The 16,518-nt window shown below is 54.8% G+C and carries 12 protein-coding genes; all 12 read right to left on the minus strand.

Annotated features, from left to right (window positions below):
* Positions 1-1,161 (minus strand): hypothetical protein, encoded by a 1,161-nt coding sequence (locus tag ACRCWW_RS05135; RefSeq protein WP_438681449.1) that lies wholly within the window; start codon positions 1,159-1,161, stop codon positions 1-3.
* 2 nt (positions 1,162-1,163) lie between these two features.
* Positions 1,164-1,421 (minus strand): PAAR domain-containing protein, encoded by a 258-nt coding sequence (locus ACRCWW_RS05140; RefSeq protein WP_072000524.1) that lies wholly within the window; start codon positions 1,419-1,421, stop codon positions 1,164-1,166.
* A gap of 120 nt (positions 1,422-1,541) precedes the next feature.
* Complete coding sequence (locus tag ACRCWW_RS05145) at positions 1,542-2,033, minus strand: hypothetical protein (protein ID WP_438681450.1); 492 nt, start codon at positions 2,031-2,033, stop codon at positions 1,542-1,544.
* A gap of 3 nt (positions 2,034-2,036) precedes the next feature.
* On the minus strand, positions 2,037-4,367 hold the full coding sequence (locus ACRCWW_RS05150) for a glycoside hydrolase family 19 protein (protein ID WP_438681451.1): 2,331 nt from the start codon (positions 4,365-4,367) through the stop codon (positions 2,037-2,039).
* An 11-nt stretch (positions 4,368-4,378) separates the two neighbouring features.
* A complete protein-coding gene (locus ACRCWW_RS05155; RefSeq protein ID WP_438681452.1) occupies positions 4,379-6,733 on the minus strand; it encodes a type VI secretion system Vgr family protein in 2,355 nt (784 codons plus the stop codon).
* Positions 6,733-9,387: a type VI secretion system ATPase TssH gene (tssH, locus tag ACRCWW_RS05160; RefSeq protein ID WP_438681453.1), complete on the minus strand. Its 2,655-nt coding sequence runs from the start codon at positions 9,385-9,387 to the stop codon at positions 6,733-6,735. The genes ACRCWW_RS05155 and tssH overlap by 1 nt, the downstream gene beginning before the upstream one ends.
* A 171-nt stretch (positions 9,388-9,558) precedes the next feature.
* A complete protein-coding gene (hcp, locus tag ACRCWW_RS05165) occupies positions 9,559-10,050 on the minus strand; it encodes a type VI secretion system effector Hcp (RefSeq protein ID WP_147789493.1) in 492 nt (163 codons plus the stop codon).
* 4 nt (positions 10,051-10,054) lie between these two features.
* Positions 10,055-11,737, minus strand: coding sequence for an OmpA family protein (locus ACRCWW_RS05170; protein ID WP_438681454.1), 1,683 nt, complete (start codon positions 11,735-11,737; stop codon positions 10,055-10,057).
* Complete coding sequence (tssL, locus tag ACRCWW_RS05175; RefSeq protein WP_438681455.1) at positions 11,737-12,465, minus strand: type VI secretion system protein TssL, short form; 729 nt, start codon at positions 12,463-12,465, stop codon at positions 11,737-11,739. Before tssL ends, ACRCWW_RS05170 begins: the two co-directional genes overlap by 1 nt.
* A complete protein-coding gene (gene tssK / locus ACRCWW_RS05180; protein WP_438681456.1) occupies positions 12,462-13,811 on the minus strand; it encodes a type VI secretion system baseplate subunit TssK in 1,350 nt (449 codons plus the stop codon). The genes tssL and tssK overlap by 4 nt, the downstream gene beginning before the upstream one ends.
* Positions 13,812-13,829: 18 nt before the next feature.
* Positions 13,830-15,380 carry a type VI secretion system contractile sheath large subunit gene (gene tssC, locus ACRCWW_RS05185; RefSeq protein ID WP_438681457.1) on the minus strand — a complete coding sequence of 517 codons (1,551 nt, stop codon included), beginning with the start codon at positions 15,378-15,380 and terminating at the stop codon, positions 13,830-13,832.
* Between the two features lie 40 nt (positions 15,381-15,420).
* Positions 15,421-15,918 carry a type VI secretion system contractile sheath small subunit gene (gene tssB / locus ACRCWW_RS05190; protein ID WP_438681459.1) on the minus strand — a complete coding sequence of 166 codons (498 nt, stop codon included), beginning with the start codon at positions 15,916-15,918 and terminating at the stop codon, positions 15,421-15,423.
* Positions 15,919-16,518 lie beyond the last annotated feature (600 nt).

A 16,518-nucleotide genomic window follows, 5' to 3' on the forward strand; every position in this document is an offset into this window, starting at 1 on the left:
TTATTCCGGGGTGACAATACAGAGTTGTCGGTTGTCTTCTGAAAGTTCGGTGACAATAAGCTGGGCTCCGTTGTCACTCAGACACTGACGGGTCGCCAGCTGTAACGCCTGCCAGGGCGCGGCTACGCCCGCAAACCCGACAACCGTGTCGATATGAATGATTTTGTCAGCCTTAAGGCCTGGAGCATATGTCTCACGGGCCTTGCTGAAGATATCGCCGGAGGCCATCTGACCACCGCTGGTCCAGGCCCGCTTCAGGGCAGTTTTATCAAGCCCTGACCACATCATGACGCGTTCAAATGCCAGGTCGAGATTGCCATCGCGACACATCTGCGGCCGGTGAACTTTGACTGATACGTCCGGGATATCCTTCAGGCGGCAGTTGGACAGCAGTAACACGGAAATGGCTTCACCGCTGTCTTCTGGCGGATGTTCGTAGAGCTGAGCGCCGACCACCAGTAACGCAGCAGCACGGTCATAATGGCAGTCCAGCCAGTAGTCGAAGATTTCCAGCCCCGTCAGGTCGCGGATACGTACCAATGGATGAGTCACGCTTTTTTGCAGGAGGGACGGCAATGTCGAAAACTGTTCACCGGTATCCACCGCCAGATAACAGGTCAGCGTCGGCGGGAGCATCGCCACCAGATTCTGGACGTGGGCGATTACTTCCTGAAAATAATGCGCTTCCCGGTCAGCTATTTCCCCGGTGGCCGCCAGCGCCCGATGACGAACAGGGTCGCCACCATTGACAGGTTCGCAGGGCATCATCAGCGGCTTTTTAGCTAAGACCGCCTCATGCGTCATCGGACTGGCAGACCCCAGCCCGTTAACCAGGACTTCACCGATAAGCCAGGCAAAGCGCTGCCCGCGCGCAACGTCTGCCCGATACCGGGCGGCCGTCGTGGCATTCTTCTCATCACAACGCCCACGCAGTAACGCATAACCAAAATAGCGACCAACAACCAGCAGGCCCCACAACACGAGAGGCACACCTGCGGCCAGCCCCCAAAATGCTGCACCTGAACGCTCACCCTGCCAGAACAGGAATGTCACTGCAGCACCCGCCAACAGCATCACAAGTCCTAAGAACAGCCAGCGTTTAAAACGCGGACGAGGCGGCTGTTTCTCCTGCGCAGGGATGCGCTCAAGTTCAACCGGCACGTTTACCCCACCAGAGCATTGGGGAGTGAGCTGATAAGCGTGCAGCCACAGCCACACTTGTGACCATGAAAAGCTACCGGCACACCGCGATCGCGGTAGTTTGGGTTACCTTCAACGATAGTGGTATCGCCATGCTCCGGACAGGAAACACGATCACCTTTACGGGCCACACCGATATCGCCAAAGAGCATGGTAGTTGAACAGGACAACACTGCCCCACCGTGTGTGGTTTTATCGCCTAACCGGATTATCCCTTGCATATTCATCTCCAGGAAATAATTTCATTCTATTATTCACGGACGTTACTTTCAGAGTGACAAATTAATTTATCATCTTATAATTTCAAAATAATGAACTATAACCAAACCAGACAAATCAATTTAGTTATATTTGCTTTTAATGTATTGTTTAATGGATGCTGCGTTTTTATATTTAAAGTGCACCTCATCACCATTAAATTCACCATCCATACCATTTAATGCAGGGTCTTTTGTTACCATGTCATTTATAAATAACGAGTCATTACTGTATTTGTAAGCATAGACTTGATAAGTATTCCCGTTGATGGACTCAGCTTGATGCAATTGGTGCCAGGATATTAAGACAATAACGTTTTTCACATTATGAATCTTCATAAAAAACACAGTATCAATATTTGGAGTATCCCCATCCATTTCATATTTATCAACTTGCGTTTTTTTTGTTCCGGAATCATAGTACAAACCAAGGGGGAAATCAGGGTTTGTTTCTCTCTGAAAGTAGATTGCTTTTTCGCCGTCAATTTTGAACGGCCCCTGAACTACCTCACCCTGCCCATATGAAGGCAAAGAGCAAAATGCAAATAATAAGCTGCAAAGTATCTTAGAAAACATATATTAGTCCTTGTTAATATTTAACAGTTCTGCAACCTTGTTAAACCTAATCCGACGATCATCATAGCCGTTATGCCCGCCGTTTACTTTAAATGTCACATCATAAACACTTAAGGTTTTGGCAGATGCATTTAATCCTTTGCTTACCCAAAATGAAAATGCGGACTCAACACCGTATTCCACATTTGATATGACCAAATCCGGGGATGCTACAAAATCCTGACTGTCCGACGGATTTTTTTTGTTGTGCATATTTGTGAAATACCGATACCCATCTTTACCTGTCAACTGAATCATACCGCGGCCGCGATACTTGTATCCATCCCCAGATGCTTCATCATCATTTCCCATACGGCCCGCATAAACATAATTGGCTAAGTTCTCTGGATGATGAGCATAAGTTGATTCTTGCGTCCATAATTTATTTCTCAATCGTCCTAAATCGCAGTCATCATTAGCTTTGTTATAGTTTTTAGGTCCCTTTTTACAACCAAAAATCCGCCTCATGCCTTTACCGCTATAATTAAGATTTTCTTCGGTTATGACAAACCCGCTTTCATGGCCAATTTGAGATAAAAAGTGAGCAATTTCTTTTTTATCTTTCATGCCATAAGCATCGGCGTATTTATTCAAATATGGCAAAACTTCCTTACATTGTGGTTCATTTTTTCCTAAATTTGCTGCCAAAACCATTTCTAATGTGATGAATCCACTTTCAACGGTCTTAATTGCGTCTAAAAATGTCACGGGATGCATATGCCAGACAGGCTCACCACTGTTGAATCCGTCCACTTTGCTCATCCATTCCATGTCGTCAAACCACTGTTTTACATAGCTGACACAGAGGGGATCCATCTGCTTTAAAAATGTTTTCCAACGCTGGTGACTGCTGCCACCAAACCATTCACTGTCGTGTTTGACCACCATTCGTGCCGCGATATCTCTGACATCCATTTCCGGGAAATGAACCGCGTGACGCAGTTCTTCGCCGGACAGATCGCCACTGTTGTCGCTGTCCAATTTCCGCAGCAGGGCTTTGTAGTAGTCAGAGACCTGTTTTTCCTGAATGCCGCGCTCAGGCCGTACCCATTCCGCAATTTTGGTGAATCCGTCTTTAATCCATCCTTCACTCAGGGATTTCGTCATATCGGATGTGGACGGCTCTTCAAATGTACTGAAGCCAAGTTTCGTCAGGTCATACTGACCAATATCCGCATCCACATCGGCTTCGTTGAGCCAGGCTCCATCCCCGATATCGAACCAGCGCTTACCACTGCTGTCTTTGAACGGATGGCATTTGTCCTGAGGCATGATTTTGTGAATATCCTTCTTCACCTTTCCTTCAGTTTTGGTGAAGCTATCCCCGGAACGGGCATAGACCGAACTCTCCGGGTGGATATGAACGTATTTCGGGCCGCTCTTCACCTGTGCCTTATTACTCAGAAAATCGCTCATCCGGCTGTCGGTGCTGAGTACTTCAACATGTACGAACGCGCTTTTCTCCACGCCACCCATGCTGTCTGGGGCAATGTCTTCTGCCAGATAGCCCACGGCATCACCTGCCGCCACTTCGAGCTTCGTTGCCGGTTTAACGACAGCATCAAACGTTCCCTGCGTGACCGCCTGTTGCATCCAGGCTGGCAGGTGTGCCATCTGCTCGCCCACGGATGTCACATATTGCGGATCGAGTGACATCCAGAACGCTTTACCGGTCATTTCGGATTTGCTGTTCAGCGCCCGGGCAAGTCCAAACGTCTGCGTCTGTCCTTTCAGGTCGAAGGTGTTCTCACGCAGTACAATGACGTTGTCACTTGTTTTCAGCTTATGCTTCTCAGCGACCGGAGCCATGTCACCGGCCTTTTCTTTGCCGGTATATACACGCTTATGCAGTCCGTCGCCTTTCTCTGTAACCTGGTACAGCTTATGTTTCGCAAAGGCCGAGAGCGGCGCAAGCCCGATATACAGCGAGTAAAAGTCGAGGCTGTTGTCCTTCTTTTCGGGATCCGGGGTGCAGGTGGATTTTACCAGCACAAAGGTGCTGGAATACTGCAGCGGCTTATTCATGTACGTGGAAGTCAGGTAATTCTGATTCACACGCCAGGCCACCACTTCGCCACCCGTCATAAACTGAAGCGGTACCGCAGTATCAGCTGTCTCGTTTGTCAGCACGGAGCCGGGAGCACTCTCACTGGTAATGTGGATCCCGCCATGCCACATATTATTCGTTCCGGCCAGCCAGGAGCCATGTGGCTCCTGGAGGATCAGTTTCATCATGTCATCCACTGTGGCGTAATTATCGCCATTGGCTTTTCGGGCAGGAAAACAGATTTTCATTCCGGTCATCCTTAACGTGAAGGGATATTACGTGTTTTGGGAGGCGTCACGCTGGCATTTGTCTGGCTGAACTTAGGCGGCGTAATGTCCATGCTGCCACCGGCCATCGGCGAGCGGTAATGCGGGGATTTCACCAGGTAATCGCCCAGGGTCTCTTCAACAATGCCGCCGTTGTCCAGAGTGATACTGGAGCCACCACCATTAAGTCGCAGTTTAGGCGCACTGATGAGCAACTCATCCTTGTTGCTGCTGATGGTAAACAGCAGTTCTGATGTCATTTCCATTGAGCTCGCCTCTGCGCGGACCTCAACATCCCCCTGATTGGCGATAAGCTTCGCCCCGGACTGATGAGCAAAAAGCCCTACAGACTCACTGGCGGCGAGCGTAATGTTCTTCATTGCGCCCATATCCAGGTGCTGACCCGCACTCAGAATAGTGTTCTGCTTGCTGGTCATCTGCAGGTGCTCGCCCGACGTGAACGCCACGCCCTGTGGCGCACTGCCCAGCAGTGCAGCGGACTGGAGGTCTTTCAGGCGGTTTTCCAGCAGGCTGTTCTGACTTTCCAGGTCGCTGGTGAGTGCCTGAGCCTGCTGCGCGAGAAGATTGAGCCGTTTCATTTCTGCAGCAGACTGGTTCAGGCGCTCAATGGCTGGCGCCATATCCAGCACTTTGCCCTGCGCCGACGGCTGTGCATCTGCGGTCAGGAACATCCCCCGCCCGGCACGCAGCGCACCGTACTCATCGGTTCGCAGTTCAAAGCCGGTACCGCGGGGTTCACGCTCACTGTCCACGACGTGGCCGCCGTTGAGCTGCGTCTTACCAAATGGTGTCGCGAGCTTGAAATGCTCTTCCTGACGCTTGTCTTCGAGGCGGAATTTATTGTCCCCGGCCGTGCGCCAGATGTTGCGTGTGTGGTTGTCGCGGGTAACGTGGTCCGGGTGTTCGGAATCATGTTGCGCGTGGGCAATGTACGGGCGGTCAGGGTCACCGCCGTCGAACATCACCGAGACTTCAGTACCATCAAGCAGCGGGGAGTGGAAACCGTAAGTATCCCCGGCATACGGTTTCGCCATGCGCAGCCAGAGGTAGGCATAGCCCTGTTCGGTGCTGTTGCGGTCAAAATCAAGCCGGACGCGATAGCGCCCCTGATTGTCGAGGTACGCGTATGTGTCATGCTTCTCATCGCTTTCCACCCGGGCAGGCAGGGAGCCGGCCATCACCGGACGATTCAGCAGTGCCGGGCGGTAGCAGACCGTTTCGCTGTACGGAATGCCGGTAAAATGCAGCTGGAAGCCCTTATCGCGTGCACCTGAGGTGTGAACCCCGGTGATGACAATGCCGTCTTTGAGCGAATCAGGCAGACCGCTGTCCTGTGGCTCCAGGACTTCACCCGGGGCCAGAACCGGACTGCTGGCACGTCCCGTCACAGTCTGCTGGGCGTTGAGATAGCGCTCATGGCGCAGACGGGCAAACCAGGCCCCGCCTTCCGGGGTTTGCGTATCCCCTTCACTCAGGAACGGTTCAGCGTAGTGATACACCTCACCGGTGGTGGCACCACCTTCCTGACGGACAGTCACGGAACTGTCCTGCGGGGTCAGTGCATCGCGGTAGTTATAATCGCGGGTGGCCACCGAGCCTGTGACCACATGGTCTTTTGGCTGGATGTTCCAGACGCTTTCCTGGCCGTTATCACTGGTGCGTGACGGCGGGATAATCGGCAGCTTCACGCCAAACTGATACTGCATCTGGCTGTCCTGGAAAATCACCACATCCTGTTCAATGCGGCCGTCCATTTCAAAGCGCCAGAAAATGCCGACTTCGGCCAGCAGACGCTGAACAAAGGCCAGGTCCGTTTCACGCCACTGAGTAATCAGCTCACGGACCGGGTAGGCCTGCGACAGGCGGAATTCAAAATCCGCTCCTTCCAGCCCGTGGGAACGCAGGATTTGCTCCACCACTTCCGGCACAGACTGATTGAGGTATACCGCGCAACGCTCGGTGTGCTGCATCAGGGCAATGCGTGGCACAAGTCGCAGGGCGTAAGTGATTTCATCCCCCGAGGCAGAGATACGGCGGAAATCATCCACCACCCCGTAGACCGTGCGCACCGGCACGGCCGGTGTACCGTCATAGAGTGGCGTCTGGAAGGTGAAGGAGGCCGGTTTGAGCATCAGTTCACTGCCGGCAATGTTTGCCGCACAGGTGACGGTGACGTCATAGCGCCACGGCTGGCTCAGGGTTTCACTGGCGCGAAAACGCAGGACGTCGAGAAAATACGGGCACTCATGGACATCCACGCGATAGCGGGACAACCCCAGGGCTTCATCGATTTTCTTCTGTGCCAGACTGGCAATGCTTTCCATCATCACGCCTCCTCTCGGGTATCCGTGGCATCAAATTCCAGCCCGATCCCCTCTTCGTCATTCCAGCCAAGGGTCAGGGAGCGCGGTTTCTGTTTTGCGGCCATGTGAGTGAGCAGTTGCTGACTCAGTACCGGCAGAATTTGCTGGTTGAGTAAACTGTCAACGTTACGTGCGCCAGTGTCCGGCAGCAGGCAGGCGGCGGTGAGTGCGTCATACAGGCTTTCATCAATATGCGTGGTCAGGCCGTAGTGACGATGTAAGCGCTTGCTGACCTGCGACAGTTTCATCTCTACGATGGTGCGCATCGCCGCTTCCGCCAGCGGGCGGTAAATCACGGTCTGGAAGCGTGCCAGCAGCGCCGGCTGGAAGTGGTCGCGCAGAATAGGGCGCAGCAGTTCCTGCAGGTCGCCTTCGGTGGCCTCCGGCTGCTCATCGAGCAGCTGCATCAGGTGGTCGCTGCCGAGGTTGGAGGTCATCAGGATGACGGTGTTACGGAAGTCGATTTCACGCCCTTCACCGTCGCGCATAAAGCCGCGGTCAAAGACCTGATAGAACAGATTCATCACGTCGCGGTGCGCCTTTTCGACTTCATCCAGCAGCACCACGCTGTACGGACGCTTGCGCACGGCTTCGGTGAGAATGCCGCCCTGACCGTAACCGACGTAGCCCGGCGGTGAGCCTTTCAGCTGAGAAACGGTGTGCGGTTCCTGATACTCAGACAGGTTGATGGTAATCAGCGATTTTTCACCGCCGTACAGCACGTCCGCCAGTGCCAGCGCAGTTTCGGTCTTACCCACACCGCTCGGGCCGACCAGCAGGAACACGCCCTGCGGGCCGTTCTCTGACGTCAGTCCGGTCTTCGCCGCGCGTAAACGCTGTGCAATGGCCTCAAGGGAAACATCCTGCCCGACAACACGCTGGCCAATTTCATTTTCCAGGGTCAGCAGTTCGGTCTGTTCGTCTTTCATCAGAGAAGACAGCGGTACGCCGGTCCAGTCGGCAATCACGTTAGCGACCGTACGGGTGTCCACATCCACCTGAACCAGCACGTCACCCTGCTGTGCCTGTTCGAGCTGCTGCAGGTCGGTAATCTCCGCCTGCTGGCTGATGTCCTGGCGGCTGGCCATCAGTTGCTGCGCCAGCGCCTTCTCATTGCTGAAACGCGCTTCCTGCTCCGCAATACGCGCTTCCAGTTCAGTCCGCTGCTGTTCGATGGCCCCCAGGCGGTCACCATGACGGTTGCTACCGGCGGCGATATCTTCCAGCAGCGCCTGCTCTTCCAGCGCCAGTGCGGTCAGTTGCGCTTTCAGGCGCACAATCTGTTCCGGCACGGTATCGAGACTCATGCGCACACGCGCCGCGGCGGTGTCGAGCAGGTCAACAGCCTTGTCCGGCAGCTGACGACCGGTCAGGTAGCGACGGGACAGCGTAACGGCCGCACGGACGGCGTCATCGGTGATATGTACATTGTGGTGTTCGGCATAGCGGGATTTCAGGCCACGCAGCATCAGGCACGCAGTCTCATCGTCCGGCTCGTCGACTTTTACCATCTGGAAGCGACGTTCAAGCGCGGCATCGCGCTCAAAATATTGTTTGTACTCGGACCAGGTCGTAGCCGCGATAGTACGCAGTTCGCCGCGGGCGAGTGCAGGTTTCAGCAGGTTCGCCGCATCTGCGCCACCCGCCTGATTACCGGCTCCGATAATGGTGTGGGCTTCATCGATAAACAGCAGGATTGGCACTGGCGACTGCTGCACCGCATCGATGACGTTTTTCAGGCGCTGTTCGAACTCACCTTTCACGCCGGCGCCCGCCTGCAGTAAACCAAGGTCAAGGGTGCGCAGGATGACCGGCTTGAGGGATTCCGGCACGTTGCCCTCTGCAATACGCAGCGCCAGGCCTTCAACCAGCGCGGTTTTACCGACACCCGGCTCTCCGACCAGGATCGGGTTGTTCTTGCGACGGCGCGAGAGGATGTCGACCATCTGGCGGATTTCAGTATCACGACCGAACACCGGGTCGATTTTGCCCTCTTTCGCTTTGGCCGTGACATCGAGCGTGAATTTATCCAGTGCGTTCTGCAGCGCCGGGTTGAGCTCGCCCTCTTTCAGTTCAGCACCCACCGGACGACCCACAAACTCGACCTCACCACCGTGGTTTTGTGCCAGCTCAGCTTCCTGTTGCGCTTCTGGACGTTCATCCGACTGCGCATCAAGCAGCGGGCGCAGGCGCTCCAGCTGGCTCTGACCGAGAGTCAGCAGTGGCCACAGGCCATCACAGCGCACCAGGTTCTGTTTTTCCACGAGGGCCATCAACAGGTGCTGGCTTCGGATTTGTTCTTCACCGTTAAGCGAGGCAATAAGCCAGGCTTCCTGCATCAGGGTCTGAATGGCGTCAGACAGCTGCGGGCGGTGGCGTACTGAGCGCGGCTGTTTGTCCAGCCAGCCCAGCAAATCCTGCCAGATGGCATCCATATCCCACTCGTAACGACGGGCCAGCACGGTCAGGTCACCCTCCCCCTGCTCCAGCAGCTTCAGCAGCCAGTGCTCCGGCAGTATTTCGGCATGGGCACGGGTCTGACACAGAGAGGCCGCCCCTTCCATCGCGCGTGCGCAGTAAGGGTTCAGACGTCGAAGAAGGATTGCCGGGTTTTCCATAGTTGCTTCCACTCACTGTTGAGGACCGTTCAGGCACGCTACCGCCCATGGCCGTTACCGAGGCCCATAAGGTCTGTTTCCAAAATGTGATACTTCTTTGCTGAAGGTCCGTGTTTTGCAGGCCTTCAGCAAAGAAGAAAAGCGGACAGAGGGGACCTGTCCGCTTGCGACTTACGCGGTGGCGCGTTCGTTCCAGGAATCGGAATGAATGATGTTGCCGTCTTTGTAGGTCCAGGTGATTTTTTCGTAGCGCAGCTCAATCTCTTCGAGATGGTTGTGCTTCTCGAAATCCGGGTTTTTGATGTCGTGCATCACCGGATTCACTTTAACGACCTTCACGTTTTCCAGTTTGGTGTTGAAGTACTCAACTTCCTGGCCCGCGTCGTTGATTTTGTACCACTTGAATTCCGCAGACTTGAGGGTCTGACCGGTGGTCACCGCCTTGTACAGATACGGGCTGGACGAGTCGATCTCTTTGGTGAACTTGAACGGGGTGTGGATACGGGTACCGGTCAGCTTGCCAGTGTTGTTGTCGGTCGGGATGTACAGGTTATGCTCCTGAGCGACAACTTCGATGCTGCCGTCACGATCCTGAACGTCCACAGACCCTTTAATGTCCGCGCCGCCGTCGTCTTTCAGCCAAAGATAAACAGGAATTGCCATGGAATTACTCTCCATTGTGTTGTGATGCGTCATCATCCTGCGATGACGCCTGGGTGTGGCCCGGTATCTGGCAGGCATTAGCCTGCGGTACCAGACTGATTTCGACACGGCGGTTGAGCGCACGCCCATCCGGGGTGTCGTTGGTTGCGATCGGACGGCTTGCGCCATAGCCCTGCACCGCAAAACAGCTTTCCGGCACGTCACCGGTGTCACGCATCCAGTCGCGTACCGCTGCGGCACGCTCGAGCGACAGCGTCTGGTTCAGCTGTGCATCACCGGTGTTATCCGTGTGACCTGCGACCACAATCAGCCAGCCCGGTTTGGCTTTAATGCCGACCAGCGAATTGACCAGCATTTTGGTGGAGCCGGTTTTCAGTACCGCTTTGCCGGAATCGAACAGCGACATGCTGTCGAGACGGACAATTTTGGGTACCGGCTTTGGCTTCGGTTTTGGCGGTGGTGGCGGAGGCACCCAGGTATCAATAGCCTGCTGCACTGCCAGCCACAGGCGGTTACCCGGATACAGTCCGAGTCCGTAGCGATGGGGTTCTCCCTGACGCTGCCAGCGCTCCAGCAGCAGTGCATCCTGCTGCAGTGCATGCAGCGCCTGTGCTTTCGGGGCATAATGGCTCATCGGGATAGCCTGCCAGCGCTGAAGGTCGGCGCTGACCTTGCGGATAAGTGACTGGTTATGTCGTACGGACAGGGCAAGAGCACCCAGGGCGCATAACAGCAGAACCATCACCACCCGACGCCCGGTTTTGCCGCCCTGCAACGGAGTGGTATAGGGGGCCAGCAGCGGGAGGACCGCATCGGCAAAATGCCAGCGGGGTTCACAGGCAGTGACGCGTGCGGCCGGCGCAATGCGGGTCTGGCGGAACAATAACTGAGGCCACAGCGCAGCTGTCGAGGTGGATACCGCGCCAAGACGCAGGGTGACCGCAAACGGTCGTACGGCCGGACACAGCCTGTCCGCTTTACCCAGTTCATCCAGCATCACGGCGTGAAGCAGTGAGGTCGCCTGAGTCAGGTACGGCTGAATAAAGGCCGTTTGCGGGGACTGTTGCCATTCACTGAGAGTGACGGCAGATTCGTCTTCCGGACACACCAGGGCCGTATTGCCCCGCACCACTATCCAGGGCGTTTCCGGGCCGCTGAATTCGGTGCTCAGGACAACCGGCACGCTATAGCCGGTCAGGTCCCGTAGCTGCTTCATCTGCAGACGCAGCGCTTTCAGGGAGGCGCGCAACAATGCCTCATCCTCATGCTGGTCCGGCAGACAGCGGTACATCACCGTGAGCTGGCCTGCCATCGTCGGCGTACGGGCCAGCAGACGCTCAGCAATTGGCATGAGTCCGGTGAGTTCCGCTATCTGGAGATACCAGCCCTGCGTCGTTCCCCGGGTCGGTCCTGCCGCGAACATACCGTCATCCACGTCCCCGCAGACAAGCACCACCGGTCCGGTATGGCTTTCCGGCGGGAAGTGACCGGCGTCATCAGTCTGCAGTGCAGGCCGTTGTTGACGGTAACGCCGGCGGATAAGGAGAGCGGAAAGCAGCAGAGCAAGCAGCGTCAGAACCGATTTGCCTGCGACCGGCCATGCGAGAAATCCCCAGACCAGCCACAACACTGCGGTAAGACACAGCAATACAGGCAGGGCCGCCCGGGCAAGTGTTCGTCCACGCATCAGGGCTGCTCCGGCAGTTGCTGGTGCAGCAGGTCCTGCAACCACAGATGACCACCCAGCCACACCGCACCGGTCAGGATCACCGCAAGTACGATCCAGAACCAGACGGACCGCAGCAGGTTGTAACGACGGCGTCCGGATTTCTGCACGACCAGGGATGCACCCGTTTCCAGCGGCGACACACGCTCATTCAGGGCGGCTACCACCTCATCACGCTGAGTCTGCCCGACACCAGAGAGGCTGTACTGCCCCTGGAATCCCAGCGCCAGCACCCGCTGGTAGCAAGTCAGCACCGCAGGCTCAGGCGCAGGCTGACGCAGTACCTCCGCGATACGATCGTACAGAGCCCCGCCCGCTCTCAGGGAGCCGAAGTAAACCGCCTGCAGTGGAGCAGAACGCCAGGCGCGTTGGCCGGCATCCAGGGTCATATTCAGCGCATCGGGTGCAGTGTCGCCGGATACTGTCGCTTGCGCATTTTCCGCTTGTAGCACCTCCGGCTTACGGTTCATGACGGTTTCATCCAGCAGGGCGCACTGGGCATAGGTGATGTGATCAATACTTTCAGCACCCAGCCCCGCACGCTCCAGCGCCTCGCGTACGCTTTCCACCTGCGCTTTGCAGGCCGCATACAGCGCCGGACCATCCGTCACCTGACCACCGTGGCGCAACTGCGCCACGGTAAGCCATGTCTGCGCCATCAGGGCATCAATGTCGATAACCTTGTTCATGAGCGCAGCACCGCAAACAGTTCAAGCTCCAGCTCGCCGAGCAGGGAGGGAACGTAGAATACGCACACACCCTGATCCAGCATTTCGCGGGCCGCCGGACTTTCCATATCCAGCACGAAGTACTGGTTTTCCAGACGTACCGGCAGGGCCGCAGGCACACGGCTCAGCGCAATCAGGCCAATACCTTCTACGGCCACACCGGACACTTCACCGACATTCGCCGGCGCACCGGCAATACACATCTCAGCGAAACGCTCTGCAATCTGCCATGCCGGCTGATTGGCACGCACGGACAGGTAGAAATCCGCTTCATCGCGCAGACGAATATCATGCAGTACCGCTTTCCAGGTCTCCGGATCCAGCCTGTCCATTTTGACCGCCACCACACGTGACGGCAGGCTGGCTTCCAGCAGCTCACTGATGAGATCAAATAGCGGCGGGAAGGTCTTTTCTGGTGCCCGGTGGTCATACCCCGGAATGGCTTCCAGGTCATGCTCCAGCGAGAAGGTCAGCATACTGCCAGCCAGACGCGCCAGCTCTGCCCAGACCTGCTCAGGGTGCCTGTTCGGAAAACGTTCAAACTCGGAGAGAACCCGGGCATGGGAGTTCAGGGCATTCAGCAACCAGAACAGCGACACGTCAGCGACAGCAAAGTCAGCCATACGGTCATTACTTTCACGACGCATGGACATCAGACGCTGGCGACGGGAACGCAGCTGGCGATTCAGCAGCGCGAGACGTTCGCACAGCCCGCGGCTGGCCGAGAACAAAGCCATCGGTGGGATAAAGTCCGGATCCTGACGCCAGCCCCCCTGCCCGTCCCGCAGAAGCCGGGCAACCGCACAGGTTTCCCAGGCGCTGTTGTCTTCATGATCAAAGCGGAAGGCCAGATTAAAACGGGCCACTGCCATGGACTCTTCATCCTGACCGAAACGGTCAGTGATGGTCTCCCAGGCCTCGACATAGCGCAGCGGACGTTCTGCTGGCTGTGTGTCAGTCTGCACGTTGACGATCCCCGCCTGCATGACCGGCAGGGCAACATATACCGTCACAGCGCCACTGCCTGTTGAGGCAGGGACGTTCACCTCACGAGGCTCCGGTGGCAGGTCGCTGTTGCGGGTGTCAACCAGCGTGTCATCCGGAAGCCACAACAGCAGGGACTGTGCCTGCACCCGCCCGGAGGCCAGCATCGCATCGTCAAGCTCGACATGCCCGACGCCCCAGGGGAAAGCACTGCTACGGACAGAAACATGAGCCCGGGAATGGGCATCCCACTCAGACTGCTGCTGAAACTGCTGGGGGCTCAGCAGAGCCCCTTCATTCCATAACGGACGATGAATTTTCATCCCTGATTTCCCCTCGCCTTATGATTTGGCTTTCGGCATCTGGGAAACCAGTGACAGGTTGACGTCCATGCCTTCCACCTGGAAGTGCGGGATAGCAAACAGTCGGACGCGGAAGAAGCCCGGGTTGTCTTCGATGTCTTCCACCACCACTTTCGCATCGCGCAGCGGGTGAGAAGCCTGCAGCTCGTCGCCCGGATCGGTCATTTCGGTCACCAGGCTGCTGACCCAGGTGTTGAGCTCAAGTTCCAGCAGACGGCGGTCTTTGGTGGTACCGATGTTTTCACGCTGAATCAGCTTCAGATAGTGCGCGATACGGGACAGCAGGAAGATGTACGGCAGACGGGCGTTGATACGGCTGTTCGCGGTTGCATCGGCGGTGTCATACAGCGCAGGCTTCTGAGTTGAGTTAGCGCTGAAGAAACAGCTGTAATCGCGGTTTTTGTAGTACGACAGGGGGATGAAGCCCAGGTTGGCGAACTCAAATTCACGGGTCTCCGGGATCATCACCTCACTCGGGATTTTCACCTGGTTGCCGGTACCGAGGTCATACAGGTGAATCGGCAGGTCCTGCACCGCACCGCCGGCCTGCGGGCCACGGATTTGCACGCACCAGCCGTTGTTGATGAAGCTCTTCACCATGTTGGCCGCAAACGCAAAGGAGGCATTGGTCCACAGGTATTTATCGTGATCCGGGCCTTTCACTTCTTCAATGTAGTTGAAGCTGCGCACCGGCACGGTGTCCGGACCATACGGCAGACGACCCAGCACACGCGGCATTACCAGGCCGAGATAGCGGCTGTCATCCGTCTGACGGAAGCTCTGCCATTTGATGTATTCCGCCCTGTCGAAGTAGTTACCGATATCCTTGATGGCGGCAACCTGCTCCATATTGTCCTTTAAAAAGAACTTCGGACCGGCAGAACCGATAAACGGCATATGGGCAGCAGCGGACACTTTTGATATATTACGCATCAGCGCCACATCCTGGGCTGAGGCATCGAACTCATAGGCAGAGATTACAGCAGCAATAGGCTCTCCACCCGGGGTGTCGTACTCAGAAATGTACGTCTGACGGTATAACCCGCTCTGAATGATTTCCGGGCAGTCCTCAAAGTCCTGACGCAGATCTTCTTTAGATAAATCAAGAATTTCCAGCTTAACATTCTGTCTGAAGTCCGTTTTATCAACGAGGGATTTCAGACCTCGCCACACTGACTCAACCTGCTGAAACGTCTCGTTGTGCATGATTTCATCAAGCTGGCGGCTGATCTGAAAGTCCAGCTCAGCAATCTGCGCATCAATTAATTGCTTATCGAGCTTTTCGACTTTCTGACCTGATTTTTGCAGCACCTGCATAAAGACCTGAACGGCTGCCGTCACTCGGGCATTTGCCGATGTTTCGGCCATCACAGTATTATCTTCAAACCCATCCAGTTCCCCGATAGACATAACAGGGTCCAGATTAATTTTTTCGAACAGTGAAGCATATACACCGCCGGCTGGCAGTGTTTTTTCGAGGGTTGCACCCGCCGTCTGGTTCTGGGATTCGTTATTGACTGACATAAGCATTATTTCCAGTTATTCCGTTAAAGTTTCCAGTAATTACTTATTAATCCTGGGACGGGGCAAGCGCATTGAGTTCGTTACGCAGTTCGTCGCTTAAGGCGGGGTCTTTCAGAATTTTTTCAAATTCACGCTTGAAGGCTGTATTATCGAGAAGGTTGGATTTGAGATCGCGCAGCAAATTACGCATGGCTAACATGGCTTTCAGCTGCGGCACCTGGCGCGCAATGGCTTCCGGCTCAAAATCTTTCATATTCTGGAAGCCCAGACGAATATTTTCTTCAGACCCATCGTCCGCGAGGGTATTCTTGACAGTGAGATTCACTTCAGGGTTTAAATCCAGCAACACAGAATCGAAGTTGTTTTTGTTCACATTTATTTTACTTCTTTCCGACAGGGTACCGGTGGCCTTGCCGTTGCTGAAGTCGCCGACACTCAGCAGTTTCAGCGGAAGCTCAACCTTTTTTTGCGCGCCTCCTGTATGCAGATTTAACGATATGTTAACACGCGCTTTTGGTATCTCATTCTGGAAGCTTGAACTCATCAAGTCACTCTCCTGTGTATGTGTAATGGGCTTCCTGCCAGATAAAGAGCATGCAACAGATATAACGGCAGGCCGTTTATTATTACGCTGCATAATTCGTAAGTAAACAGGACAAAACCGATTAGTTAATTCGTCACCTGAGCATTAACAGAGATGTTTATACACCATGCCGCGCCGTGCCTGAGATTACAGCCTTGCAACATTGTCGCTTCTCAAACATTTATATTTACACTTAGAGAAATTACAACGCTGAATTGTGATAAAAACATCACAACATAATGTGAAAAATCCTAAATTAAGTATTCAACAAATTTAGATACACTAGGCAGAAAATATATTCACGCACCGTGACATTTAAGTCATAATAAATATTAGATACCTTTCACTTAATTTAGTCACCAGACAAATCAATTAAGCCAAACCATTCGCGCATCATATACAACAGACGAATCGTTCAAATTATCACCACTAAATAGCTGCGCCGAATAGTAGATCACTTAAAGGGAACTCAGCCCGGATTGTGCGATCTGATCAATCGCCAAACCAACCAAAATCACCAACTGGACTGAGCAATGCCGATCATAGCACCCATCCCCCGAA

Source organism: Scandinavium sp., from assembly GCF_051650185.1.
Taxonomy (GTDB): domain Bacteria; phylum Pseudomonadota; class Gammaproteobacteria; order Enterobacterales; family Enterobacteriaceae; genus Scandinavium.